At 72.4% G+C, this 22,184-nt stretch carries 22 protein-coding genes and 1 pseudogene; 11 read left to right on the plus strand and 12 right to left on the minus strand.

The window, feature by feature from the left end:
• Nucleotides 1–94 precede the first annotated feature (94 nt).
• Complete coding sequence (locus P3X83_RS22895) at nucleotides 95–1,546, plus strand: leucyl aminopeptidase (RefSeq protein WP_277307222.1); 1,452 nt, start codon at nucleotides 95–97, stop codon at nucleotides 1,544–1,546.
• Nucleotides 1,547–1,568: 22 nt separating this feature from the next.
• Here the strand turns inward: P3X83_RS22895 and P3X83_RS22900 are convergent, their stop codons facing one another.
• Nucleotides 1,569–2,219, minus strand: a complete 651-nt coding sequence (locus P3X83_RS22900; RefSeq protein ID WP_277307223.1) for an O-methyltransferase — start codon at nucleotides 2,217–2,219, stop codon at nucleotides 1,569–1,571.
• Nucleotides 2,220–2,391: 172 nt separating this feature from the next.
• Here P3X83_RS22900 and sigE point away from each other — a divergent pair, with 172 nt between their 5' ends.
• The 6 genes from sigE (at nucleotide 2,392) to P3X83_RS22930 (ending at nucleotide 7,277) form a co-directional block, all read left to right on the plus strand.
• Nucleotides 2,392–3,021, plus strand: coding sequence for an RNA polymerase sigma factor SigE (gene sigE, locus P3X83_RS22905; RefSeq protein WP_277307224.1), 630 nt, complete (start codon nucleotides 2,392–2,394; stop codon nucleotides 3,019–3,021).
• Nucleotides 3,018–3,611 (plus strand): anti-sigma factor, encoded by a 594-nt coding sequence (locus tag P3X83_RS22910; RefSeq protein WP_277307225.1) that lies wholly within the window; start codon nucleotides 3,018–3,020, stop codon nucleotides 3,609–3,611. The genes sigE and P3X83_RS22910 overlap by 4 nt, the downstream gene beginning before the upstream one ends.
• A complete protein-coding gene (locus P3X83_RS22915) occupies nucleotides 3,608–4,657 on the plus strand; it encodes a hypothetical protein (RefSeq protein ID WP_277307226.1) in 1,050 nt (349 codons plus the stop codon). The genes P3X83_RS22910 and P3X83_RS22915 overlap by 4 nt, the downstream gene beginning before the upstream one ends.
• A 96-nt stretch (nucleotides 4,658–4,753) precedes the next feature.
• Entirely contained in the window at nucleotides 4,754–6,409 is a 1,656-nt protein-coding gene (locus P3X83_RS22920) for a trypsin-like peptidase domain-containing protein (protein WP_277307227.1), read from the plus strand.
• An 84-nt stretch (nucleotides 6,410–6,493) separates the two neighbouring features.
• The gene (locus P3X83_RS22925; RefSeq protein WP_277307228.1) at nucleotides 6,494–6,853 is read left to right on the plus strand and encodes a sec-independent translocase; all 360 of its coding nucleotides are present in this window, start codon (nucleotides 6,494–6,496) and stop codon (nucleotides 6,851–6,853) included.
• 58 nt (nucleotides 6,854–6,911) lie between these two features.
• Nucleotides 6,912–7,277, plus strand: coding sequence for a cupin domain-containing protein (locus P3X83_RS22930; protein WP_277307229.1), 366 nt, complete (start codon nucleotides 6,912–6,914; stop codon nucleotides 7,275–7,277).
• Between the two features lie 82 nt (nucleotides 7,278–7,359).
• On the opposite strand, the gene P3X83_RS22935 is transcribed toward P3X83_RS22930, so the two are convergent.
• Genes P3X83_RS22935 through P3X83_RS22950 form a run of 4 tightly spaced genes read right to left on the minus strand, consistent with a single transcriptional unit; the run spans nucleotide 7,360 to nucleotide 13,307 of the window.
• Complete coding sequence (locus P3X83_RS22935; protein ID WP_277307230.1) at nucleotides 7,360–9,762, minus strand: penicillin acylase family protein; 2,403 nt, start codon at nucleotides 9,760–9,762, stop codon at nucleotides 7,360–7,362.
• Nucleotides 9,763–9,784: 22 nt separating this feature from the next.
• Nucleotides 9,785–12,061 (minus strand): FtsX-like permease family protein, encoded by a 2,277-nt coding sequence (locus tag P3X83_RS22940; RefSeq protein WP_277307231.1) that lies wholly within the window; start codon nucleotides 12,059–12,061, stop codon nucleotides 9,785–9,787.
• Nucleotides 12,058–12,783: an ABC transporter ATP-binding protein gene (locus P3X83_RS22945; RefSeq protein ID WP_277307232.1), complete on the minus strand. Its 726-nt coding sequence runs from the start codon at nucleotides 12,781–12,783 to the stop codon at nucleotides 12,058–12,060. Before P3X83_RS22945 ends, P3X83_RS22940 begins: the two co-directional genes overlap by 4 nt.
• A complete protein-coding gene (locus P3X83_RS22950; RefSeq protein WP_277307233.1) occupies nucleotides 12,783–13,307 on the minus strand; it encodes a PadR family transcriptional regulator in 525 nt (174 codons plus the stop codon). Before P3X83_RS22950 ends, P3X83_RS22945 begins: the two co-directional genes overlap by 1 nt.
• A 127-nt stretch (nucleotides 13,308–13,434) precedes the next feature.
• Between P3X83_RS22950 and P3X83_RS22955 the strand changes: the two genes are divergently transcribed.
• Entirely contained in the window at nucleotides 13,435–14,733 is a 1,299-nt protein-coding gene (locus tag P3X83_RS22955) for a cytochrome P450 (RefSeq protein WP_277307234.1), read from the plus strand.
• 38 nt (nucleotides 14,734–14,771) lie between these two features.
• Here the strand turns inward: P3X83_RS22955 and P3X83_RS22960 are convergent.
• Nucleotides 14,772–14,888, minus strand: a pseudogene (locus tag P3X83_RS22960) (TetR family transcriptional regulator); the annotation flags it as partial.
• Nucleotides 14,889–14,906: 18 nt separating this feature from the next.
• The gene (locus tag P3X83_RS22965; protein WP_277307235.1) at nucleotides 14,907–16,046 is read right to left on the minus strand and encodes a P-loop NTPase; all 1,140 of its coding nucleotides are present in this window, start codon (nucleotides 16,044–16,046) and stop codon (nucleotides 14,907–14,909) included.
• A 108-nt stretch (nucleotides 16,047–16,154) separates the two neighbouring features.
• Here P3X83_RS22965 and P3X83_RS22970 point away from each other — a divergent pair, with 108 nt between their 5' ends.
• Complete coding sequence (locus P3X83_RS22970; protein ID WP_277307236.1) at nucleotides 16,155–16,634, plus strand: MarR family transcriptional regulator; 480 nt, start codon at nucleotides 16,155–16,157, stop codon at nucleotides 16,632–16,634.
• Between the two features lie 6 nt (nucleotides 16,635–16,640).
• On the opposite strand, the gene P3X83_RS22975 is transcribed toward P3X83_RS22970, so the two are convergent.
• Together P3X83_RS22975 and P3X83_RS22980 are read right to left on the minus strand one after the other, a co-directional pair.
• Entirely contained in the window at nucleotides 16,641–17,138 is a 498-nt protein-coding gene (locus P3X83_RS22975) for a DUF1003 domain-containing protein (protein ID WP_277307237.1), read from the minus strand.
• Nucleotides 17,135–18,400, minus strand: coding sequence for a CBS domain-containing protein (locus P3X83_RS22980; protein WP_277307238.1), 1,266 nt, complete (start codon nucleotides 18,398–18,400; stop codon nucleotides 17,135–17,137). The genes P3X83_RS22975 and P3X83_RS22980 overlap by 4 nt, the downstream gene beginning before the upstream one ends.
• Nucleotides 18,401–18,496: 96 nt before the next feature.
• Between P3X83_RS22980 and P3X83_RS22985 the strand changes: the two genes are divergently transcribed.
• Both P3X83_RS22985 and P3X83_RS22990 read left to right on the plus strand, forming a co-directional pair.
• Nucleotides 18,497–19,363 carry a sigma-70 family RNA polymerase sigma factor gene (locus tag P3X83_RS22985; protein WP_277307239.1) on the plus strand — a complete coding sequence of 289 codons (867 nt, stop codon included), beginning with the start codon at nucleotides 18,497–18,499 and terminating at the stop codon, nucleotides 19,361–19,363.
• 70 nt (nucleotides 19,364–19,433) lie between these two features.
• Nucleotides 19,434–20,387, plus strand: coding sequence for a DMT family transporter (locus P3X83_RS22990; RefSeq protein WP_277307240.1), 954 nt, complete (start codon nucleotides 19,434–19,436; stop codon nucleotides 20,385–20,387).
• Between the two features lie 15 nt (nucleotides 20,388–20,402).
• Here P3X83_RS22990 and P3X83_RS22995 read toward each other — a convergent pair whose 3' ends face one another.
• From P3X83_RS22995 to P3X83_RS23005, 3 genes are all read right to left on the minus strand, one after another.
• Nucleotides 20,403–20,822, minus strand: a complete 420-nt coding sequence (locus tag P3X83_RS22995) for a hypothetical protein (protein ID WP_277307241.1) — start codon at nucleotides 20,820–20,822, stop codon at nucleotides 20,403–20,405.
• On the minus strand, nucleotides 20,819–21,190 hold the full coding sequence (locus P3X83_RS23000) for a hypothetical protein (RefSeq protein WP_277307242.1): 372 nt from the start codon (nucleotides 21,188–21,190) through the stop codon (nucleotides 20,819–20,821). The genes P3X83_RS22995 and P3X83_RS23000 overlap by 4 nt, the downstream gene beginning before the upstream one ends.
• 246 nt (nucleotides 21,191–21,436) lie before the next feature.
• On the minus strand, nucleotides 21,437–22,018 hold the full coding sequence (locus tag P3X83_RS23005; RefSeq protein ID WP_277307243.1) for a biotin transporter BioY: 582 nt from the start codon (nucleotides 22,016–22,018) through the stop codon (nucleotides 21,437–21,439).
• Nucleotides 22,019–22,184: the final 166 nt, after the last annotated feature.

Raw genomic sequence — 22,184 nt, forward strand, 5'->3', positions numbered from 1 at the left:
TTGACGTTGTGGCAGTTGACGTGAGTGTCGACGCTGCGGCCGCGCCCTTCCCGCCGGCCGCTCCGCAGTCACCCCGACAGGAGAAGACACCAAGGTGCCCATCCAGACCGCGATCACGACCGCCGCCCGCGCCGCCGACGGCGCCGCACTGCTGGCCGTCCCCTTCGCCGCCGACCTGACCGTCTCGCCCGTTCCCGGTGTGCCCGACCTGCCGCTGCCGCCGGAGGGCCTGTTCGCCCAGCACAAGGCCAAGGGCGAGGCGGGTGAGATCGTCGAGGTGCCGGTGGCCCGCGACGGCGAGGTGGCGCGGATCCTGCTGTACGGCGTCGGCGACGGCTCCGCCAAGGCGCTGCGCAAGGCGGGCGCGGCCGTCGTCCGCCGGGCGAAGGGCCGCGAGTCGGTGAGCGTGGCGCTGCCGCCCGAGGGGCCGGTGGCCGCCTTCGTGGAGGGCGCGCTGCTCGGCGCCTACACCTTCCGGATCGGCGAGAACCGATCCGAGCCGGTGGCCGCGGTCGAGTTCGTGGCCGCCGATCCCGCCGCCGTGGCGGACCAGATCCGGGACGGCGAGCTGATCGCCGGGTCCGTGGCACTGGCCCGTGACCTGGCGAACACCCCCGCATCGGTCAAGACGCCCGCCTGGCTCGCTGAGAAGGCCGTGGAGCACGCCGAGGCCCAAGGGGTGGCCGTCCGCGTCCGAGGCCCTGAGGAGCTGCGTGAGGGCGGTTTCGGGGGCATTCTGGCGGTAGGGCAGGGTTCGGCCAGCCCGCCTCGGCTCATCGAGCTGTCCTACGAGCCCGACGACCCCGACGGCCGCCACGTGGTTCTGGTCGGCAAGGGCATCACCTTCGACAGCGGCGGCCTCTCGCTGAAGCCGACCGACAACATGAAGGGGCAGAAGACCGACATGGCGGGCGGCGCGGTGGTCATCGCGGTGCTGTCCGCGCTGCGCCGCGCGGGGGTGCGGGCCCGCGTCACCGGCCTGGTCGCCGCCGCCGAGAACATGCCCTCCGGCACGGCCCAGCGCCCCGGCGACGTGATCACCCACTACGGCGGGCGCACCGTCGAGGTGCTCAACACCGACGCCGAGGGCCGCCTGGTGCTCGCTGACGCCCTGGCCTACGCCGACGCCGTCCTCGCGCCCGACGTCGTGGTCGACATCGCCACGCTCACCGGGGCGATCAGCGTGGCCCTCGGACGCGGCCACGCCGGGCTCTACGCCACCGACGACGACCTGGCGCGGGCCCTGCTGGACGCGGGCGCGAGCAGCGGAGACATCATGTGGCGGATGCCGCTCATCGACGACTACCGCCCCGCCCTCGACTCCGGGGTGGCCGACCTGGCCAACGTGGAGTCCGGCAGCACCTACGGCGCGGGCTCCGTCACCGCCGCGCTGTTCCTGCGCGAGTTCACCGGCGGGCGGCCCTGGGCGCACCTCGACATCGCGGGAACCGGGCGCAGCACGGTGGACGAGGGCCCGCTCAGCAAGGGCGCGACCGGCTTCGGGGTGCGGGCGCTGCTGCGCTGGCTGGCCCCGGACGCCGGCTGATCCCCCGCTACCTGCGTCGCCGCTAGTGGGCGATCTTGACGGCGGTCAGCAGGCCGTCGCCCAGCGGGATCAGCAGCGGGCGCAGCCGGTCGTCGCCGCGCACCAGCTTGCCCAGCTCGCGGATCACGACCGTGTCCGGATCGCGTTGTGTGGGATCCGCCACACGGTCGTGCCACAGCGCGTTGTCGAAGGCGACGATGCCGCCGACGCGCAGCAGCCGGACCGCCTCGGCGAGGTAGTCGGGGTACTCCTGCTTGGCGGCGTCGGCGAACACCAGGTCGTAGCCGCCGTCGGCGAGCCTGGGCAGCACGTCCAGGGCCCGGCCCGCGATCAGGCGGGTCCGGCCGCCCGCGTATCCGGCCTGGGAGAACGCCTCTCGGGCCAGCCGCTGGTGCTCGGGTTCCACGTCGACGCTCGTGAGCTGGCCGTCCTGGCGCATGCCGCGGAGCATCCACAACCCGGAGACCCCGCAGCCGGTGCCGATCTCCACGACCGCCTTGGCGTTGATCGCCGAGGCCAGGAAGCAGAGCGCGGCGCCCCCGCCCGGCAGGATCGGGACGGCCCCGACCTCCTCGCCGCGAAGGCGTGCGGCACGGAGGATGTCGTCCTCTGCATGGAACTCCTGGGCATAGGCCAGAGTGGCCTCCACCGGACTGTTCGGCGACGAGCCCATTGGCCTCTCCTCCCCGCTTTCGCCGTACGCACTCCATTTGGTCGCTGGTCGCAGCCTAGGGGAGGGAAGCCCGAACGGGAACTCATGTCACCCCCGGTGCGTTGCACGGTTTAAGCGGCCTTTGCCGGTCGGCAGGGCATTCAGTGCGCACGGAGGGACGAAACCAGGCACTATGGCGATAGCGGTGGTCCCGGAGAGAGGAGCGGTTCTGGTGGAAGACCACCAGGCGGAGACTCCCGTGTCGGGATGGACTCCACCCACCTGGGAGGAGGTCGTCCGGACGCACTCGGCACGGGTGTACCGGCTCGCCTATCGGCTGACCGGCAACGTGCACGACGCGGAAGATCTGACACAGGAGGTCTTCGTCAGGGTCTTCCGGTCCCTGTCGAGCTACACACCCGGCACGTTCGAGGGCTGGCTGCACCGGATCACGACCAACCTGTTCCTCGACATGGCGCGGCGCAGGCAGCGCATCCGGTTCGAGGGACTGGGCGACGACGCGGCCGAGCGGCTGAGCGGGCGCGAGCCGTCACCCGCGCAGGCCTACGACGACACGCACCTGGAGCCCGACATCCAGGCGGCGCTCGACTCGCTGGCCCCCGAGTTCCGCGCGGCCGTCGTGCTGTGCGACATCGAGGGGCTGTCCTACGAGGAGATCGCGGCCACGCTGGGGGTGAAGCTGGGCACGGTCCGGAGCAGGATCCACCGGGGCCGCTCACAGCTCCGTGAGGCACTGGAGCACCGCGCGCCGCGCGGCGCACAAGTCCCCCCGACCGCCACCTCAGGGGAGGATTTGGCATGAGTCACCTGGGAGAACGCGTTTCCGCTCTGGTCGATGGCGAACTCGGCCACACCGAGCGTGATCGCGTGCTGGCGCACCTCACCTTCTGCGCGGACTGCCGCGCCGAGGTCGAGGCGCTGCGCGCGCTGAAGTCGCGGCTGCGCTCACTCGACGGGCCGGCGATGCCCGCCGACCTGACGATGTCGCTGCTGCGCATGTCGGAGCCCGGAGGGCCGCTGCCACCGCGCATCCGGCCGTTCCCCGACGCGAACAACACGTTCGGCGGGGTGCCGATCCCCGGCATGCACACCATCGCGCCGCCGGACAACCGGCCGCGCGGCAGGGGCAGGGGCCGGGCCGACGCCTCACCAAGAGGCGGCAGGACCAGGCGCGCCGGATACGTCGCCGTCGGCATGGCCTCGGCCGCCGTGGCCTTCGGGACCATGTTCGTGGTCGGCGGGCTCAACACCGCGCCGCCGGTGGTCCCGCAGATGGAGCGGTTCGCCAACCAGCACAAGACCACCGCTCCCTACGTCCAGTCCGGTTCCAACGGACTGCCGTCACCGCACGCCACACCCTCGCCGAGCCGGACGACACGGCACGCCAAGTGAGGCGCCTGCCCGCCGTCGTGGTCGTGGCGGCTCTGGTGCTGCTGGTCCTGGCCGCGGGCAGTCCGACCGTCGTCCCAGCGGCCGCGCCCCAGGAGGCCGCGGAGGGCGACGACACCGGCATCCATCTACTGCGCGAGGCCGCCTACGCGGGTCGTACGGCGGGCTACACGGGCGTGCGGCTCGTCACCGACTGGAGCGGGGGCAGCCCCTCCTCGGCACTGGTCAACGTCCGGAACGTTCCAGGTTCCGGCCTGACGATCAGCCCCGAGATCGCCACCGCGCCCCGCGTGGGCCCGGTCGATCCCGGGTCTCCCGCCGCCGACATGGCCTCCCCGCCGGACGGCATGCTCGACGCGCTGGCCCGCAACTACCGCGTGGTGACCACCGGCACCGGGACCGCCTGCGGGCGCCGCGGCCCCGTCGTGTCGGTCCTGCGCGCCGACGGCACGCCCGCCGCCCGCTACCTGATCGACGCGGCCAGCGACGTGGTGCTGCGCCGGGAGATCTTCGACGGCCGCGGCCGGATCACGCAGAGCAGCGCGTTCATCGAGCTGAGCGTGCCCGACGCGCCAAGCGTGCTGTTGATGGCCGGCACCGGGCGCGCCGGCGGGCCGTCCGCCGAGCGGGTCGCCGCGCTGCGGGAACGCGGCTGGGACTTCCCCGTCACGCTGCCCGGCCGCCTCGAACTGTTCACCGCCGAGGAGTCGGCGGAGGGCTACCTGCATCTGGGCTACTCCGACGGCCTGTCGGTGGTGTCGGCGTTCGTGCAGCGGGGCAGTCTCGACCGCTCGACACTCGCCGGATGGCATGCGCGGCCCCGTGACGGGCATACGATCTGGATTCGTGGCTCGGCGGGATACGGGGCCGCGGCACAGCAGGTGGTCTGGACGAGTGGGGAGCATGTCTACACGGTCGTCGCGGACGCTCCGGCGGACATGGTGGACGCCGCCGTCGGGGCGCTGCCGCACCAGGAGGAGATCGGCGCGTGGGACCGGCTCTGCCGGGGCGCGGACCGTGTGCTCTCCTGGATCAGCCCTTTCGCGTGAGGCCCCCTTTTACATCTCTCGTATGCGACCGTGGGGAGAATTGCGCCACCGCCATGCCGGGCGGTGGGAGCCGACCCGAGGAGTAGTGAGGCATCGATGACCGACGAGCAGCGGACCGGAGCCGCCCGCGATGGCGAGGGTCGCACGCCGTCGGACCAGCCCCGATACGGGCTCGACCTCGGTGAGCCCGCCGACGCTCCGGAACGGCCGGCCGAGACCGGCGACACCGCGAGCCGTCCCACGCCCGTCGCTCCCGGCGGGCAGGGCTGGGGTCGTCCCGACTTCCTGCCCGCGGGCGACGCGCCCGATCCGGCGGTCGAGAGCCCGAAAGAGGGGAGCGGCGGCTGGGGCAACCCGTCCGGCGACACCTCCGTGTTCCCCGACGCGTTCCCCGACGTGTTCCCCGACATCGTCCCGATGACGGGCCCCACTCCTTACCCGGGCCGGTCCGCCGGCGCCCCGGACCCCGGCTACGGCCCCGACCAGGGATACGCCTCGGGCCGTTCCCTGCCTCCGCCGCCTGCCCAGGCCCACGGAATGGGGCCGGGCTGGGCGCCTCCGCCGCCCCCGCCGCCTTCGCACGGCCCGATGGGCGGGCCCGGCGGCGACGTCGCCCCGCCGAAGCGCTCGCCCGGCATGGGGGCGATGATCGCCCTCGCCGTGGTCATCGCCCTGGTCGCGGGCGCCGCGGGCAGCGCGGGCACGTACCTGGTCACCAGGGCGAACGACGACGGCACCAATCCCGGCTACACGCTGGGCGCGTCGTCCGGCGGGCGCACCGAGCGCCCGCCGGAGTCCGTCGCGGGCGTGGCCAGGCAGGTGCTGCCCAGCGTGGTGTCCATCGAGATCGGGGCGGGCACCGAGGGCGGCGCCAGCGGCTCCGGCTTCCTGATCAAGGGCGGTTACGTGGTCACCAACAACCACGTCGCGGCCCCGGCCGCGCAGGGCGCGACCATCTCCCTGCAATTCAGCAACCGCAAGAGCACCGGGGGCCGGGTCGTCGGCCGCGACCCCGGGTCCGACCTCGCCGTGATCAAGCCCGACGACACCTTCGGCATGGCCGAGGTCGCGCTCGGCGACTCCGACGACCTGGTCGTCGGCGACTCGGTGATCGCGATCGGCTCGCCGCTGGGCCTGTCCGGCACGGTCACGCTCGGCATCATCAGCTCGCTCAACCGGCCGGTGGTGGCCGGGGGCGAGAGCGGTGTCATGGACACCAGCTACATCAACGCCATCCAGACCGACGCCGCGATCAACCCGGGCAACTCCGGCGGCCCGCTGGTCAACGGCAGGGGCGAGGTGATCGGCGTCAACTCCGCCATCGCCACCCTCGGCCGCGCGCCGACCAGCGGCCAGGGCGGCAGCATCGGCCTGGGCTTCGCCATCCCGATGAACCACGCCCGCCGCGTCATCCAGGACCTCGTCACCACTGGCAGCGCCAAGACCTCCCGGATCGGGATCAGCATCGACACCAGCTACCAGGGGCAGGGCGTGCGGATCCAGGAGCAGCCGCAGAACGGCATGCTCCCGGTCGAGAAGGGCGGCCCCGCCGACAAGGCCGGGCTGCGCGCCGGCGACGTCATCACCGAACTGAACGGCAGCCCCGTGCAGAACGCCGAGGAACTGATGGTCCAGATCCGCAGCAAGGCCCCCGGCGACAAGATCTCCCTGAAGTTTCAGCGCGGCGGGAAGGAACAGGTCGCCACCGTCACAGTGGCCGCCGGGAATGTTCCCACGCCTCAGCCGTCCTGACGTTCCGGGCATCAGGTAGTGCCGTTACCCTGTAAACGGGGCCGGGCCGGACCCGGTCCCGTCCGTCGGCGGTAGGAGATCACGGTGTTCGGACTCGGCTGGTTTGAGGTCGTGGCCCTTGTAGTGATCGCGCTGCTCGTCTTCGGCCCGGAGAAGCTTCCCCAGGCCGCGGCGCAGGCCGGTCGCACCTTGCGCAACCTGCGCCAGATGGCCAACAACGCAAAGCAGGACATCCGCACGGGGCTGGGCCCCGACTTCGCCGACTTCGACCCGAGCGACCTGAATCCGCGGAACTTCGTCAGGAAGCACCTGCTCGACGACGATGACGACTGGGACCGCAAGCCCTCCGAGCCGGCGGTCTCCACGGTGCTCGAAACCGGCGCGTACACCGAGGGGCAACTCGGCTTCGGCGAGATCCCCCCTTACGACCGCGAGGCGACCTGACCGGCACGGTGGTGTAAGACTGGGAATGACGGAAGGGGGAACCGTCATGATCGAAGTAATGACCATCGAGAAGCCGGACGAACGCCGCGACTTTCCCATGGGGCACTTCGAAATCTGTCACCTGACCGGGCTGACCTTCGGGGTGGCGACCTTCGAGCCGGGCTGGCGGTGGACCGAGTCGTTGAAGCCCATCGTGGGCACCGATTCGTGCCAGGTCCACCACCACGGGTTCGTGGCCAAGGGCAGGTTGCGCGTCCGCATGGACGACGGCGCCGAGGCCGAGGTCGGTCCCGGCGACGTGTTCGTCGCCACGCCGGGCCATGACGCCTGGGTGGTGGGCGACGAGGAGGCCATCGTCTACGACTTCGCGGGCGGGGCCGACGAGTACGCCAAGGCCGGACCGAAAACGTCCAAGTCCGGCTGACAATGTAAAGAACTGATCGACCGGACGCACTTCGCCCGGCCGCGTGGTTCGCGCGGCCGGGCGAAGCCGTGTTCGCGGGAGGTCAGCCGCGCAGGCGCGTGACGCGGAGCGCGGGGTCGGCCATGATCTCGGCCTCGGTGAACCGGTTGGTCACCCACTTGCCCTGGGAGAACAGCACGGTCTGGTCGGTGTGGTGGGGGTTCGTCGGGTCGGCGGACAGGGAGTAGGTCAGGATCGTCCGGGCGCGGGGGCCGGCCGGGGTGAGTTCCACCGCCATCAGGAAGCTGGAACCGGTGTTGACGTCCGGATAGCGTCCGTCGTCGCCGAGCGGCCCGCCGGTGCGGACGCGGTCGAAGCAGCCCTCGCCCTCGGTGCATCCCGGCACCGGGACCGAGCCGTAGTGCTGGGCCTTTCCGGGCATGAGCGTGAGCGGCAATTCGCGCTTCCGGAAATACTGGACGGCGTCGGCCAGCGCGCGCGAGACGTTCGGGTGGTCGCGGTCCAGGCCGTGCGGCGTGGTGAGCGGCCGTTCCGGATCGAACGGCACCCGCCACCAGTCCTTCACCGGCGGCGGCTCGCTCTCGCCCGCGCGCGGCCGGGGCCTCGGGCCGTCGAGGCGCTGGAAGAACTCCCGCCACAGCACGGCCCCCTCGTCGCCGAGCCCCGCACGGGCCTTCCACCGGGCCAGCGTGCGGCACGCCTCCTTGACGTTCACCCGCTCGCCGTCGGACGCCGTGATCACCGGCCGGTCCCGGCACAGCGCGAGCAGGTCGGCGCGGGTGATCTCGGCGCCCAGGTTGCGCTTGCCGAGCGTGACGGCCTGCAGGCTCGCCAGCGTGAAGCCGGACGGCCCGAACCCGTCGCGTCCCGACAGTCGCTTGCCGATCATGTCCAGGCTGAGCCGGGTGCGCAGGTCACGCCTGGTCTCGGTATCGCCATATATGCGGGGATAGCCGGTCAGCGGCGCCTCGGGGTTGGTCAGCCACGGGCTCTCGTTGGAGTTGGCCACATAGTCGGCCCTGGTCATGGCGGGCGCGTTGCCCGGCCCGAACACGCCGGGCTCGACGGCGTCGGGGTCCTTGCCCCACAGGCAGTCCGACGTCGAGCCGTCCAGCACGTACGTGCCGGGGGCCATGCGCTCGCCCTCCGGGACGGCGCAGCGCTCCGCCTGCGCGTCGGTGACGTGCGGCACCACGGAGACGTCCGAGAAGTACGCCGTGCCCGCCGTGTCGGTGGCCAGGGTGTAGACGAACGGCATGCTCTGGTAGGCGCGCTGGGCGGTGCGCAGCCCGGCCACGTCGCGGGCGGCGGCCATGGCCAGCCACTCGTTGCCGCTGCGCAGGTTGGCGACGTTGGCGTCGGCCAGGGCGTAGGCGGCCTCGCCCGACCACGAGATCACCGGGCCGTAGCGGGAGGTGTAAAGGGTGGTGCCGGTCTCGGCCGTGCTGCCGTCGTCCCGTCGCGTGGGGACGGTCACCTCCTGACGTCCCATCGGCTCGGCCCGGCCGTCCACGAGGTAGGTCGTGGGGTCGCCGGGCACGAGCTTGAGCCGGTAGAGCGTGAACCGCTGGGCGTGCGAGACGGTGTGGGTCCAGGCGAGGCTCGCGTTGTGGCCGATCTGGACCAGCGGCGTGCCGTACAGGCTGCCGCCGGCGACGTTGAGCACGCCGGGGATGGTCAGTTGCACCTGGTAGAAGCGGCGGATGCCGTTCCACGGGAAGTGCGGGTCGGCCAGCAGCATGCCGTTCTTCGCGGTGGTGGCCGCGCGGCCCAGCGCCCAGCCGTTGCTGCCGGGGGCGGCCGGTTTCGGCTTGGGCGTGGCCTGGTCGGGGCCCTTGTCAGGGGCCTCGCCGGGGGCCGCGCCGCCGTCCGGCCGTGCGGCGGCGATGGCCTCCTTGAGCCCGGTACTGCCCGCCATCCGGTTGAGGTCGAGCAGGTTGATCCAGATGTCGTCGGCGGTGATGGGCGTGACCCACGCCTTGCCCCGGCAGGACGGGTCCGGCAGGCGGTCGACCCCGGTGTCGGCCAGGTAGCGGTTGTATCCGGCGGCGTAGCCGTCCACCAGGCGGCGCAGTTCCGGCGTGGGGCCGAGCGGTGCGGGCCGGGCGAGCAGCCGCCGGAGCAGCCCCGACTCGCGCAGGCTCCGGTGATATACGTCACTGGCCAGGTTGGGGATGGGGCGGACCGGGTCGTCGGAGAGCGCGCCGGGGCCGAAGTGGCGGGAACGCTCGCCGCGCAGGGTGACCATCCAGGAGGCCAGCACGCACAGGTTGTCCTGGGCGAACGCGTAGCCGTACCCGTAGCCGAGGCTGCCGTGGTCCTTGGCGGTGATGTGCGGGATGCCGTACTGGGTGCGCCGGATGTCGGCGGAGTACCGTCCGTCGCTCGCGGCCGACGGCGCGGGGTCCCGCACCGCCGTCACCAGTCCGGCGAACAGGGCCAGCGCCACGATGGCGCCCAGCCTTGCGGCAGTCTTGGTTCTCACATGCCCCCCTCTCGTAGGCGCGCTATTCGAAGCGCGCGTTGTCGGGCGTGGTGAAGCGGCGCAGCGGCGGCAGGGCGGTGAGGATCACCAGGAAGGTGACGGCCAGCCCACCGCCGAGCGTCAGGAGGTAGCCCGCCCCCGGCAGCGCCCAGGAGACGTTCCGCAGGCCGAGCTGTTCGACGACGGGCCCGGCCACGCCCAGCCCGGCCAGGACGGCCAGCGCGGCGGCCAGCACCAGCGGCAGCGCCGACTCGATCACCACCACCCGGTAGAGGGTCCTGGTGGGAGTGCCGCACAGCCGCAGCAGCGTGAACGGCCGCCGCCGCTCCACCAGGCCGCCCCCGACCGCCACGACCAGCCCGCAAGCCGCGACCAGGATCGTCAGCACCACGATCCCGGTGGCGACCCGCTGGGCCCGGTCGAGCATGATCTCCCGGACCAGGGCGACCTCGGTGAACGTCATGGGCGCCTCAAGCTCGCCGACCCCCGCCTGGCCGCCGTAGCCGGTGAGCAGGGTGCGGACCCGTTCGAGCACCGTGGAGTCGCCGGTGCGGACCAGCACGGCCGCCAGCGGCAGCCCGGTGGGCGCCGCCGCGGCCGGATTCTCCGTGCGCACCAGCGGCAGCCGCTTGTTGATCGACAACATGTTGTCGGCGGACAGCAGGTGCCGGAAGCTCGCCTCGACAGCGGGCAGGCCCGGGGCGCACCGGCCGAGCACCGCGAACCGGGTGAGGTCCGCGCAGGCGACGACCTGCGGGGGCGGCGGCGGAGGCGGGCCGGATGTCCGCTTCGGCGGGGGAGAGGACGCCTTGCCGTAGATGGGCAGCACGGTGACGCCGGGGTGCGCGGTGAGCCGGGCGATCAGGTCGGCCCCGGCCCGCGGGGGAAGCCCACCGGCCGTCGCCTGGCCGCAGCCTTCCTGGCAGGGCGGCCGGGCGAAGGAGGTTCGCAGCACGTCGCCGAGCGTCCCGCCGCCCACGGACCGCTGGGCGGAGATCACCGCCGGGACGATCCCGGCGATGGCCGTGCCCACGAAGACGGCGAGGACCAGCCCGGTCACCGACCGGAAGGCGGTCCTGGGGTCGGCGGTCAGCCGCCGCGCGGCCAGCAGGCCCGCCGCCCCCGGCACGAACCGGGCGCTGAGCCGCGCGGCCAGCAGGGTCAGCCACGGGCCCGCCACGACCAGTCCGATCATGATCAGCCCCAGGCCGAGGTCGATCAGCGGGCCGTTGGGCTCGTTCGCCCCGGAGGCGAACACCGGCCCGGCGAACAGGCCCAGGCCGATCAGCAGCGGGAGCAGCCGCCAGGCCCGGGGCGCCGGGGGCGCCGCCTTGCGCGCCACGCCGAGCGGGGAGATCCGCACTCGGCGCAGCGACCACAGCGCGGCGCACACGGCGGCGACGGGGATCCCGGCGAGCACGGCGGCGTACTGGAGGCCGGTGGGGGTGACGGTGGCGGGCAGGAAACGCGAGCCGGTGATCGCCACGTCGGCGAGGGCGGGCCGTACGAGCTGGAAGACGGCGGTACCGGCGACCGTCCCGAGCAGCGCGCCCACCGCCGCGTCCACCGACGCGATCACGTTGATCTGCCGGGCGGTCGCCCCGGCCAGGCGGATCGCCGCGAAGCGCGCCTCGCGGCGGGCGGAGGCCAGCCGCGTGGCCGCGCCGACGAGCACGAGCGGCGGCACGATCAGCGCGATCGCGGCGATGGCGAAGCCGTGCTGGTAGAGGGCGGTGCTGTCGTCGGCGGACGAGTGGGCGGCGATGGCGCCGACCTCCGTGGTGCCCGCCAGGGCGGCCAGTTCGGCGGGGGACCGTCCGATCATGATGACCAGGTCCTCGCGCCCGGACAGCGCGGCGTCGCCGACCAGCCCGGCCTTCGTGCCGGGGAAGCGGTCGCCGAGCAGGTCGCGGGGGACCGTGCCGAGCAGTCCGGCCAGGGCGGGGGAGGCGTAGAACTCGCCCGCGCGGGGCAGCCGGGGCAGGCCGGGCGGCACCGGCCCCCGGTCGCCCGGCATGGCCACGTCCAGGCGCTTGATGAGACGGCCCGCGTAGTAGTCCTCGCGGTAGTTCCACAGGACGGTGCCGGTGGTGGAGCCGAGCGCCCAGCCGCTGGGGGCCGAGCCGGTGGTGCACTCCCAGCACGGCCGGTCGGCGGCGGTGCGGAAGGCGTTGAACATGGCCAGCGTGGACAGCAACAGCAGCACACCGGCCGTAACGGCGGTGGCGATCAGCGCGAGCCGGACCGCCGACTCCCGGCCGCCGCGCAGCGCCAGCCGCAGGCCCAGCCGGATCGTCATCGGCGGTCCCCGCTGGAACTCGTGGCGAAGGGGTTGGTGACCCGGCCGTCGCGCACGATCACCTCACGGTCGGCGCAGGCGGCCACGCGGGCGTCGTGGGTGACCAGGACGACCGTCGTGCCCTCCTCACGGGCCAGGCTCACCAGCAGGTCCATCACCCGCTCACCGGCCAGCGAGTCGAGCGCGCCGGTGGGTTCGTCGGCGAACACCACCTTGGGGCCGGTGGCCAGCGCCCTGGCGATGGCCACCCGCTGCGCCTGGCCGCCGGACAGTTCGCCGCCGCGCCTGCCGGCCAGTTCGGCCAGGTCGAGCCGGTCGAGCCAGCCGGCCGCCCGCCGGTACGCCTGGGCGCGCTTGACCCGGCCGAGCAGCAGCGGCAGCGCGACGTTGTCGGCGGCCGTCAGCTCCGGCACGAGCTGGCCGAACTGGAAGACGAAGCCGAACCGGCCGCGCCGCAGCTCGGTGCGCCGGTCGTCGCCGAGGTCGTCCAGGCGGGCGCCGTCGAACCACACCTCGCCCTCGTCGGGGGTGAAGATGCCCGCGAGGCAGTGCAGCAGCGTCGACTTTCCTGAGCCGCTCGGCCCCATGATGGCGAGGATCTCGCCCTCGGTGACCGCGACGTCGGCCCGCACCAGGGCGGGGGTCCGGCCGAACGAGCGGCTGATCCCACGGGCCTCCAGCAGGGCGGGCCGGGGCGAGACGGGCACGGCGTCGATCGTCATCAGGCCCGCACCTCCTCGGCGAGGGCGCTGAGCCGGGCCGAGGTGACGTCGATCCAGCGCAGGTCGGCTTCCAGGTGGAACAGGCCGTGGTCGGCCAGCAGCGCGTCCACCAGCGGTCCGCTGCGCTTGATCTCGGTCAGCTCCCGCATGCGCCGCAGGTGGGTGGCGCGCTGCGCGTCGAGGTAGCCGGCGGCGTCGCGGCCGAGCATCAGGGCCAGCACGACCTTGGTGAACAGCACGGTCTGCAGGTACGGCTCGGCGGCGACCGGGTCGGCCAGCCACGCCTCCACCTCGTGCCTGCCGGTGGTGGTGATGGCGTAGCGCTTGCGGTCGGGCCCCTCGCCGGGCTCGCTCGCGCCCGCGCTGACCTTGCCGTCCCTGGCCAGCCGGGCGAGCGTGGCGTACACCTGGCCGAAGGGCAGCGGCTTGCCCCGCCCGAAGTAGGTGTCGTAGTCGCGCTTGAGGTCGTATCCGTGGCTCGGCGCGCGGTCGAGCAGGCCCAGCAGGGCGAGAGGGACGCTCATGCGGGCGACTATATACTGAGTGTATATACGAAGCGCATAAGCGGACCGCTCTGCGGGCCGCGTTGATAGGTCGCTGAATGCGACATACGGTTATCTGTAGGAGCATACGGGCAGGTAGCACCACATGATGACAAGCCGCCCACCTCTCGTGGACAGCACCCTGCTGCTTCTCCTCGAAGGCTACGCCTGGCTGCCGGAACGCCGCCGCCGCTCGCCGGACGGCATCGCGTCGGTCCGGGTGATGGGACGGCGGGCGCTGGGGCTGTGCGGCCCCGACGCCGTGCGCTTCTTCTACGACCCTGCGGCCGTCCGCCGCCACGGCGCGCTGCCGGAGCCGGTGGTGAGCACGCTGTTGGGCCGCGGCGCCGTCCACACCCTTGACGGCGAGACGCACCGCCGCCGCAAGCTGATGTTCATGGCCGCGATGACCCCGGAGAGCATCGCCACCCTCGTCGCCCTCACCGCCACGGCCTGGGACGACGCCGTGGAGTCCTGGGCCCGCGAGCCGGGGATCGTGCTGTTCGACGAGGCCGCCCGCGTGCTCACGCGGGCGGCCTGCGCGTGGGCGGGAGTGCCGCCAGAGGAGTCCGACGGCCTCGCCGCCGACCTGGTGGCCATGGCGGACGGCTTCGCCACCGCCGGGCCCCGGCAGCTCCGGGCCAGGATCGCCAGGCGCCGCCGCGAGAGGCGCTTCGCCGCCCTGGTGGAGCGGATCCGCTCGGGCGCGGCCGAGGTGCCCAAGGGGTCGGCGTCGGACCTGGTGGTGCACCACCGGGGTCTCGACGGGCGTCCTCTCGACTCCCGCACCGCCGCCGTGGAACTGCTGAACCTGGTCCGCCCGGTCGTCGCGGTGGCCTGGTACGTCGCGTTCGCCGCGCACGCCATGCACCGGTGGCCGGAGCAGCGGGCACTGCTGCGCGACGGCGATCCCGACCAGGCCGAGGCGTTCGCCCAGGAGATCAGGCGCTTCTACCCGTTCGTGCCGTTCCTGGCCGGTGAGGCGATCCGTGACCTGTCGTGGAAGGGCCGGCCGATCCCGAGCGGGTCGCTCATCCTGATCGACGTCTACGGCCAGCTCCACGACCCCGAACTGTGGCCGCGCCCCTACACGTTCGCTCCCGCGCGCTTCCTCGGCCGGGAGTTCGGCCAGTACGACCTGATCCCGCAGGGCGGCGGCGACCCGGCCACCGGGCACCGCTGCCCGGGTGAGGTGATCACGCTCACCCTGCTGGAGACGCTGGCCGTCCGCCTCGCGCGCCTGGAGTACGAGATGCCCCCGCAGAACCTGTCGATCTCGCTGCGGCGCGTGCCGGCCAAGCCCAGGAGCGGAGTGGTCCTGTCCGCCGTGCGTCCGTCCCGGTGGGCCGAGGCGATGACGGTCGAAGCGGTCACCGAGGTGGTGACGGAGATTCGGTCACGCGGGTGAGGGGCAGGGCGCGTTCCGGTCGAGCGCAGATCGTTCTTGTCGGTGAAGACCCGGAAGACGGCGCCTTCCCCGATGCCCGCCGCACGTGCCACCTGGCCGGTGGTCACGGCGGTGCCGTGCTCGGCGACCAGGGGCAGCGCGGCGGCGATGATCATCGCCCGGCGCCCTGCGGCTCAGCGGCCGGTGGGCGACAGGTTCAGGTGGCGGCCCTTCAGGCTGCCCGAGCGCCTGCCCAGGCCCTCGGCGATCCGGCGCAGCTCGGAGGCGGCGGGAGAGTCGGGGTCGGTCAGCACCAGCGGCTTGCCCTCGTCGCCCCCCTCACGTAGGCGCAGGTCGATCGGGATCTGCCCGAGCAGCGGCACCTTCGAGCCCAGCGTGCGGGTCAGGCCGTCGGCCACGGCCTGGCCGCCGCCCTCGCCGAACACCGCGATGCGTTCCTCGCAGTGCGGGCACGGCAGCCACGCCATGTTCTCGATCACACCGGCGATCTGCTGGTGGGTCTGCGCGGCGATCGACCCGGCCCGCTCGGCGACCTCGGCGGCGGCCTGCTGCGGGGTGGTCACCACCAGGATCTCCGCGGTGGGCAGGCGCTGCGCCACCGAGATGGCGATGTCGCCGGTGCCCGGCGGGAGGTCCATCAGCAGGACGTCGAGGTCGCCCCAGTAGACGTCGGAGAGGAACTGGTAGAGCGCGCGGTCGAGCATCGGCCCGCGCCACACGACCGGGGTGTTGCCCGGGGGCTTGAACATGCCCACCGAGATCACCTTGATGTCGTGGGCGACCGGCGGCATGATCATGTCTTCGACCTTGGTCGGCCGCTCGCTCACGCCGAGCATCCTGGGCACCGAGTGGCCGTAGATGTCGGCGTCCACGACGCCGACCTTGAGCCCGCTCCCCACCATCGCCGCGGCGAGGTTGACCGTCACCGAGGACTTGCCGACGCCGCCCTTGCCGCTCGCGACGGCGAACACCCGGGTCAGCGAACCGGCCTTGGCGAAGGGGATCTCCTTCTCCGGCCCGCGGTCGCCCCGGAGCTTGGTCTGCAGGGTCTTGCGCTGCTCGGCGCTCATCACGTCGAGTTCGACCGCGACCTGGCTGACGCCGTCGAGACGACTGACGGCGGCGGTGACGTCGCGGGTGATTGTGTCCTTCATCGGGCAGCCGGCGACCGTGAGGAAGACGCCGACGCGGACGACGCCGTCAGGCGTGATGTCGACGCTCTTGACCATGTCGAGCTCGGTGATCGGCCGGCGGATCTCCGGGTCGTTGACCGTGGCCAGCGCGGCTGTCACCTGCTCCGGGGTTGGTGCCATGAGTACATGTTATGAACCCCGCGCCGTGTTGCCGAACCCGCCTTCCCCTTGTGTCGGGAATTCGTCCGGATCCGTGTTGATGCGTGTGCAACGTCCTAGGATTGTCGGGTGACTGTGACGGCGGAAGGCGCGCAGCCCGGGGAGGACCCGGTCCCACCTGGTGACCTGGCGGTCTGGCGCATGCTCCAGCGGGTGCAGGCGAGCGTCACCCGGCTGCTCGAAATCGACCTCATGGCGGCCCACGATCTCCCGCTGGCCTCCTACGACGTGCTCGCCCGGCTCTCCGAGGCGGCCGGGCGGCGGCTCCGGATGAACGACCTGGCCGAACGGGTGCTGCTGTCCCGCAGCGGCCTGACCCGGCTGATCGACCGGCTGCAGCGCGAGGGACTGGTCGAGCGCGAGGCGTGCGCGAGCGACGCGCGCGGCCTGTTCGCGGTGCTGACCGACGCGGGGGAGGCCCGCCTCGCGGAGGCGACGCCCACGTACCTGCACGGCGTCCGCACCCGCTTCCTGGAGATGCTGACCCCGCAGGAGGTGCGGCAGTGCGCGTCCATGCTCGGCAAGCTGCTGCCCGCCGAGGCCTGCTGACCGGCCTCAGCGCGACCTGTCCTCCAGCTCCTCGGCGAGCCGTTGCAGCTCGGTCCTGATGTAGTCGCGGGTGGCGACCTCGGCCAGGGCCACCCGGAGCCCGGCCAGCTCGCGGGCCAGGTACTCGGTGTCGGCCTGGTTCCGCTCGGCCCCCATGCGGTCCTGCTCGTACTGCACCCGGTCGCGGTCGTCCTGGCGGTTCTGCGCGAGCAGGATCAGCGGCGCGGCATAGGACGCCTGGAGCGAGAGCATCAAGGTCAGGAAGATGAACGGGTAGGGGTCGAAGCGCAACGGCGCCGGGATCATGGTGTTCCAGGCCAGCCACACGAGGATGAACACCGTCATGTAGACCAGGAAGCGGGCCGTCCCGATGAACCGCGCGATCTTCTCGGCCATCCGGCCGAAGGTCTCCGGGTTGTAGTGCGGGCGCAGCGTCCGGCGCAGGGCGCGCGGTTGGTCCAGGCGGTCGGCCTGGGGCGTGCGGTCGTAGCGCTCGGCCGTCATGCCCGGGCCTCGCCGTTGTCGCGGCCGCTGTTGTCGTTGTGCTCGCGCCAGTCGTCGGGGAGCAGGTGGTCGAGCACGTCGTCCACGGTCACCGCGCCCACCAGACGGCCGAGCTCGTCCACCACCGGGGCGGCGACCAGGTTGTACGTCGCCAGGTAGGAGGTCACCTGCGGAATGCTCAGCTCCGGCTTGATCGGGTCGAGCGAGATGTCCAGCATCGCGCCCAGCAGGGTGGCGGGCGGGTCGCGGAGCATCCGCTGGAAGTGCGCGACCCCCAGATAGCGGCCGGTGGGCGTCTCGGTGGGCGGGCGCGTCACGTACACCTGGGCGGCGACGGCGGGCGTGAGGTCCACCTGTCGGATGTGGGACAGCGCCTCGGCGACGGTCGCGGTGGGCGGCAGGATGATCGGCTCGCTGGTCATCAGCCCGCCCGCGGTGTCCTCGGCGTAGGTCAGCAGCCTGCGTACCGGCTCGGCCTCGGTCGGCTCCATCATCGACAGCAGCACCTCGGCCTGCTCGGGCGGAAGGTCCTGGAGCAGGTCGGTGGCGTCGTCGGGGTTCATCGCCGCCAGCACGTCGGCGCCCCGCTCGGCGCCGAGGCCGCCGATCACGCTCACCTTGTCGGGCGTGGACAGCTCCTCAAGGACGTCGGCGAGGCGTTCGTCGTCCAGCGCCATGGCCACCTCCAGCCGCCGCTTGCCGGGCAGCTCCTGCAGCGCGTGGGCGAGGTCGGCGGCGCGCATCGACTCGAACGCGGCCAGCAGGTTGGCGGCGCCCTGGTCCCGCTGGACCGCGGCGAACCCCTCGATCTCCTCCCAGTCCACGACGGACGTCACCCCGCGCCTGCGCAGCCGCAGGCCCGCCGCGCTGCGCTGGCTGCCCGCGAGCACGGCGACCTTGGTGACCAGCCACTCCGAGGGCCTGGCGTCCTCCATGGCGACGTCCAGCACGGTGACCCGCTCGCCCTTGACGGTGACGGTGAGGTCGAGCAGCTCGCCGATCACCAGGGTCTCGGTGGCCCGCTGCTGGAAGCGGCGCATGTTGATGCGTCCGGTGCAGATCACCGAACCGGCCTCGATGCTCCGCACCCGGGTGATGGGCAGGAAGACCCGCCGCCGGGGCTGCATCTCGATCACCATGCCGTGGACGCGTGGAGGAGCGGTCGCGCGCAGCCCGGCGACGACGTCGCGCACGCGGCCGATCTGATCTCCGGCCGGGTCGAAGACCGGTGTCCCCGCCAGCTTGGCGATGAAGATCCGCACTCTTGCAGCCTAGAAGCCCCGGCCGGGCATCCCCCGGACTGCCGGGCCACTGCCGCGCTAAAGGATTCTTTGCCTGGTGGCGGTACGCTCGCGAAAGTGACGGACAGTACCGCGATCTTCGAAGAGCATCGGGGCATGCTCTTCGGCATCGCCTACCGCATGCTGGGAAGCGTCGCCGACGCTGAGGACATCCTCCAGGACGCGTGGTTGCGCTGGAACGACGTGGACGACCCGGTGGACAACCCCCGGGCGTACCTGGCCAGGACCGTGACGAACCTCTCCATCAACCGCCTGCGCTCGGCGGCGGTGCAGCGGGAGTCCTATGTCGGTCCGTGGTTGCCCGAGCCGCTGGTGTCCTCGCCCGACGCGGCCGACGGCCTGGAGTCGAGCGAGTCGGTCTCGATGGCCGTGCTGGTCGTGCTGGAGAGCCTGTCGCCGCTGGAGCGGGCGGTGTTCGTGCTGAAGGAGGCGTTCGGCTTCAGCTACTCCGAGATCGGGGAGGCGGTCGACCGTACCGAGGCGGCGGTGCGTCAGGTCGGGCACCGCGCTCGTACCCACGTGCAGGAGCGGCGTCCGAGATATCCGGCGTCCGACGAGGAGCGGCGGCGGGTCACCGAGCGGTTCGTCGCGGCGGCCACCGGCGGTGACATCAACGCCATGATGACGCTGCTGGCCCCCGAAGTGACCACCTGGACCGACGGCGGCGGCAAGGTCCGCGCGGCCCTGCGGCCCATCCACGGCGCGGACAAGATCGCCCGGTGGCTCGTGGCCGTGCTGTCCAAAGAGGAGGAGCTGAGCATGCGGTTCGCCCGGGTCAACGGGCAGCTCGGCGTGGTGCTGGGGCTCGGCGGGAGCGTGGACTCCGTGGTGGCGTTCGACCTGGAGGACGGCAAGATCAGCGCGATCTGGCTGGTGCGGAATCCGGAGAAGTTGCGGGGATTGCACTGGGCTGACCAGATATGACAGCATCAATCGACCGGTTTGCTCGTTACACGCCGGCCGATGGGCTCAGGGTGCGCGCAAAGGAGCGAACGTGAAGAAGGCGGGCCTCGCCATCGCGGTTCTGGCGTCTTGGTGCTTCGGCTTCTCGGGGGCGATGGCCAAGTTCCTCGGCGAGGCGGGACTGAGCTCGAACGAGGCCGTCTGGGTGCGGATGGCGGGCGCCGGAGTGCTGATGCTCGTCGTGCTGGCGCTGGTCCGGCCCCGCGCGCTGCGCATTCCCCGGCGGCGGCTGCCATTGATCGTCGCCTACGCCGTGGTCGCCGTCGCGGGCGTGCAGGTGCTGTTCTTCCAGGCGATCACGCGGCTGCCGGTGGGCGTGGCGCTGCTCTTCGAGTTCACCGCGCCGGTCCTGGTCGTGCTGTGGGTCCGGTTCGTACGGCGGGTCCGCGTACCGCGCTCGGCCTACATCGGTGCCGTGGTGGCCTTCGCCGGGCTGTGCGTCGTGGTCGAGGTGTGGCAGGGCATGGTCCTGGACGGCCTCGGCCTGCTCTTCGCCGCCGGCGCGGCGGCCTGCTGCGCGGGCTACTTCCTGCTCAGCGACAGCTTCGGCGACGACGTGGACCCGCTCGGCCTGATCGCCTGGGGCCTGGCGGGCGCGGCGGTCGTCCTCGCCCCGCTGGCCAGGCCGTGGAACATGGACTGGTCCGCCTTCGAGCGCTCCGCCACCCTCGGCGGGAACACGCTGCCCGCGCTGCTGGCCGCCGCCTGGCTGATCGTGGTGGCGACCGTAATCGCCTACATCGCGGGCGTGACCGCCGTCCGCCGCCTGTCGGCCGCGGTCGGCTCGACGGTCTCCTCCCTGGAGGTCATCGCGGGCGCGGTCATCGCCTGGATCCTGATCGGCGAGGCCCTCGGCCCCTACCAGATCATCGGCGGCGTGATCGTGATCGCCGGCGCCCTGCTGGCCCAGCAGGCCACCGCGGGCCTGCCCACCCACGAACCGCCCGTCCCCGCGCGGAAGGACCCGTCTCCGACCCCGGTCTGACGGGCTCCGAACGGCCTACGGCAGGTCGGGGACGAGGCGGAAGACGCGAGATTCGGTGGCCCAGCGTCCCGTCATCCCGGCGCCGTCCGGGGCGTTCAGGCGTTCCTTGGCCAGGGCTTCGATCGCGGGGACGGCTTCGGGGCCGGTCTGGTCGACGGCCTCGACGGTGGCGTCGAAGGCCGCCAGTTCGCCGCCCTTGTCCTTGCTGCGCAAGGTGACGCGGACCGACGGAGTGTCGCCGAGGCCGGGCAGCTCCTGTTCGGCGCCGCCCGCGACCACGTAGATCGCGCCGTCGTGCCAGGCGTGCCAGGCCAGCCGGGCCCGGCCGTCCAGCGTCAGCCACAGGACGCCGGACTTCTTGGCCCCCTCCTCGATCAGGGCGAGGGTGGGAGGGGCCTGCTCGGGTGCGTGGGGGGTGTTCTGTGACAGGCTCACAGACCGACTTTATGCCCGCCCGCCACGCCCAGCGCGAGTACGTGCGTGAGCAGTTCCGGATACGTGTACGGCTTGGACAGGTATGCGTCGGCCTTGAGCGGTGGTCGGGTGCTGCCCGGGGCCTCGATGAGCAGCACCCGGGCCGGTGCCTCGGTCAGCAGATCGCGGGTGCGGTCCGCGGCCAGCGCGGGTGTGTCGCGTTCCACGATCACGGTGTCGTACGTGTGCGCCGCCTTGAGCAACCGGTCGCCGTCTCCGGCCGCCTCACGGGCGACGTCGGTCGAGATGCCTTCTTCCCGCAGTCCTTCGGCCAGCATGTCGGCCAGTTCGGCCTCGCCGTCGTTGGCGGGAACGATCAGGACGCGCATGTCCGGTTTCCCCCCCGTAGTGCGCGGGCGAGATGAACCCCGCCCTCCATGAACTATGCCATCAACTCTGTTAAGCCCCGGTAAGGATCGCTTTGCAGCTACTTTAGGGGCTTTCCCTGATGGATCGGGGGTGACGCGCGATCGGCGCTCCCCGTGGGAAGCGCCGATCGAGAAGGTTCAGCGGCCGTTCGCGGGCCGTTCGCCTGGCCTTCGGCGGGCCTTCGGCGGATCGGCCGAGCGGGTCGTTCAGCGGTCCTGGTCGCGCCGCTCGACGAGCTTCCATGCCGCGGGCAGCAGCCCGGCCGCGGCCAGCGCCTTGAGGGTGTCGCCCAGGATGAACGGCACCACGCCGCCCGCGAGCGCCGCGCCCAGGCTCGCGCCGGTGGCGACCATCAGCCACGGCACGGCCGTCACGTAGATGAGCACGGTGCCGAGGGCGATCGTGCCGAAGGTCCGCAACGGGGTACGGTCGCCGCCCCGGCGCGCCAGCGCTCCGGTCACCGCGCCCGCCACCACGAAGCCCACGATGTATCCGACGGTCGCGTTACCGCCGTCGGGCGCGAACCAGGGCAGGCCCGCCTGGCCCAGCCCCAGGTACAGCAACATGCCGAGGGCCGCCCGCACCGGTCCGAGCGCCGCCGCCGACAGCAGCACCGCGAAAGTCTGCAGGGTGAACGGCACGAGCGTGCCGGGCAGTGGGATGCTCACCTGGGCGGCGATACCGGTCAGCAGGGCCGCGCCCGCCACCAGCGCGCCGTCGCGCACCCACGTGCCGGGAAGAAGGTCCGTCAGTACGGCGGTCCTGTTCGCGGCCGAGACGTTTGCCATGTGATGCTCCCTAAAGTCGTCGCTTGGCCATCCCATATTCGGACATAGCATTCGTAAGCGGTACGAGGGGTGCGCCAAACTCGACGCCTCCCCTTTGTGGCGGCCCTACTTGCGCGGCTCTCGTTGCGGCCCGCGTTGCGGGCCGCCCCATGACCACGCAAACGCC

Source organism: Spongiactinospora sp. TRM90649 (assembly GCF_029382225.1).
Taxonomy (GTDB): Bacteria; Actinomycetota; Actinomycetes; order Streptosporangiales; family Streptosporangiaceae; genus Spongiactinospora.

Excerpts from the sequence above, each read along its gene's own strand:
- P3X83_RS22900 (WP_277307223.1), bottom strand. The coding sequence starts at position 2,219 with ATGGGCTCGTCGCCGAACAGTCCGGTGGAGGCCACTCTGGCCTATGCC.
- sigE (WP_277307224.1), top strand. The coding sequence starts at position 2,392 with ATGGCGATAGCGGTGGTCCCGGAGAGAGGAGCGGTTCTGGTGGAAGAC.
- P3X83_RS22910 (WP_277307225.1), top strand. The coding sequence starts at position 3,018 with ATGAGTCACCTGGGAGAACGCGTTTCCGCTCTGGTCGATGGCGAACTC.
- P3X83_RS22920 (WP_277307227.1), top strand. The coding sequence starts at position 4,754 with ATGACCGACGAGCAGCGGACCGGAGCCGCCCGCGATGGCGAGGGTCGC.
- P3X83_RS22930 (WP_277307229.1), top strand. The coding sequence starts at position 6,912 with ATGACCATCGAGAAGCCGGACGAACGCCGCGACTTTCCCATGGGGCAC.
- P3X83_RS22940 (WP_277307231.1), bottom strand. The coding sequence starts at position 12,061 with ATGACGATCCGGCTGGGCCTGCGGCTGGCGCTGCGCGGCGGCCGGGAG.
- P3X83_RS22945 (WP_277307232.1), bottom strand. The coding sequence starts at position 12,783 with ATGACGATCGACGCCGTGCCCGTCTCGCCCCGGCCCGCCCTGCTGGAG.
- P3X83_RS22950 (WP_277307233.1), bottom strand. The coding sequence starts at position 13,307 with ATGAGCGTCCCTCTCGCCCTGCTGGGCCTGCTCGACCGCGCGCCGAGC.
- P3X83_RS22955 (WP_277307234.1), top strand. The coding sequence starts at position 13,435 with ATGACAAGCCGCCCACCTCTCGTGGACAGCACCCTGCTGCTTCTCCTC.
- P3X83_RS22965 (WP_277307235.1), bottom strand. The coding sequence starts at position 16,046 with ATGGCACCAACCCCGGAGCAGGTGACAGCCGCGCTGGCCACGGTCAAC.
- P3X83_RS22975 (WP_277307237.1), bottom strand. The coding sequence starts at position 17,138 with ATGACGGCCGAGCGCTACGACCGCACGCCCCAGGCCGACCGCCTGGAC.
- P3X83_RS23000 (WP_277307242.1), bottom strand. The coding sequence starts at position 21,190 with ATGCGCGTCCTGATCGTTCCCGCCAACGACGGCGAGGCCGAACTGGCC.
- P3X83_RS23005 (WP_277307243.1), bottom strand. The coding sequence starts at position 22,018 with ATGGCAAACGTCTCGGCCGCGAACAGGACCGCCGTACTGACGGACCTT.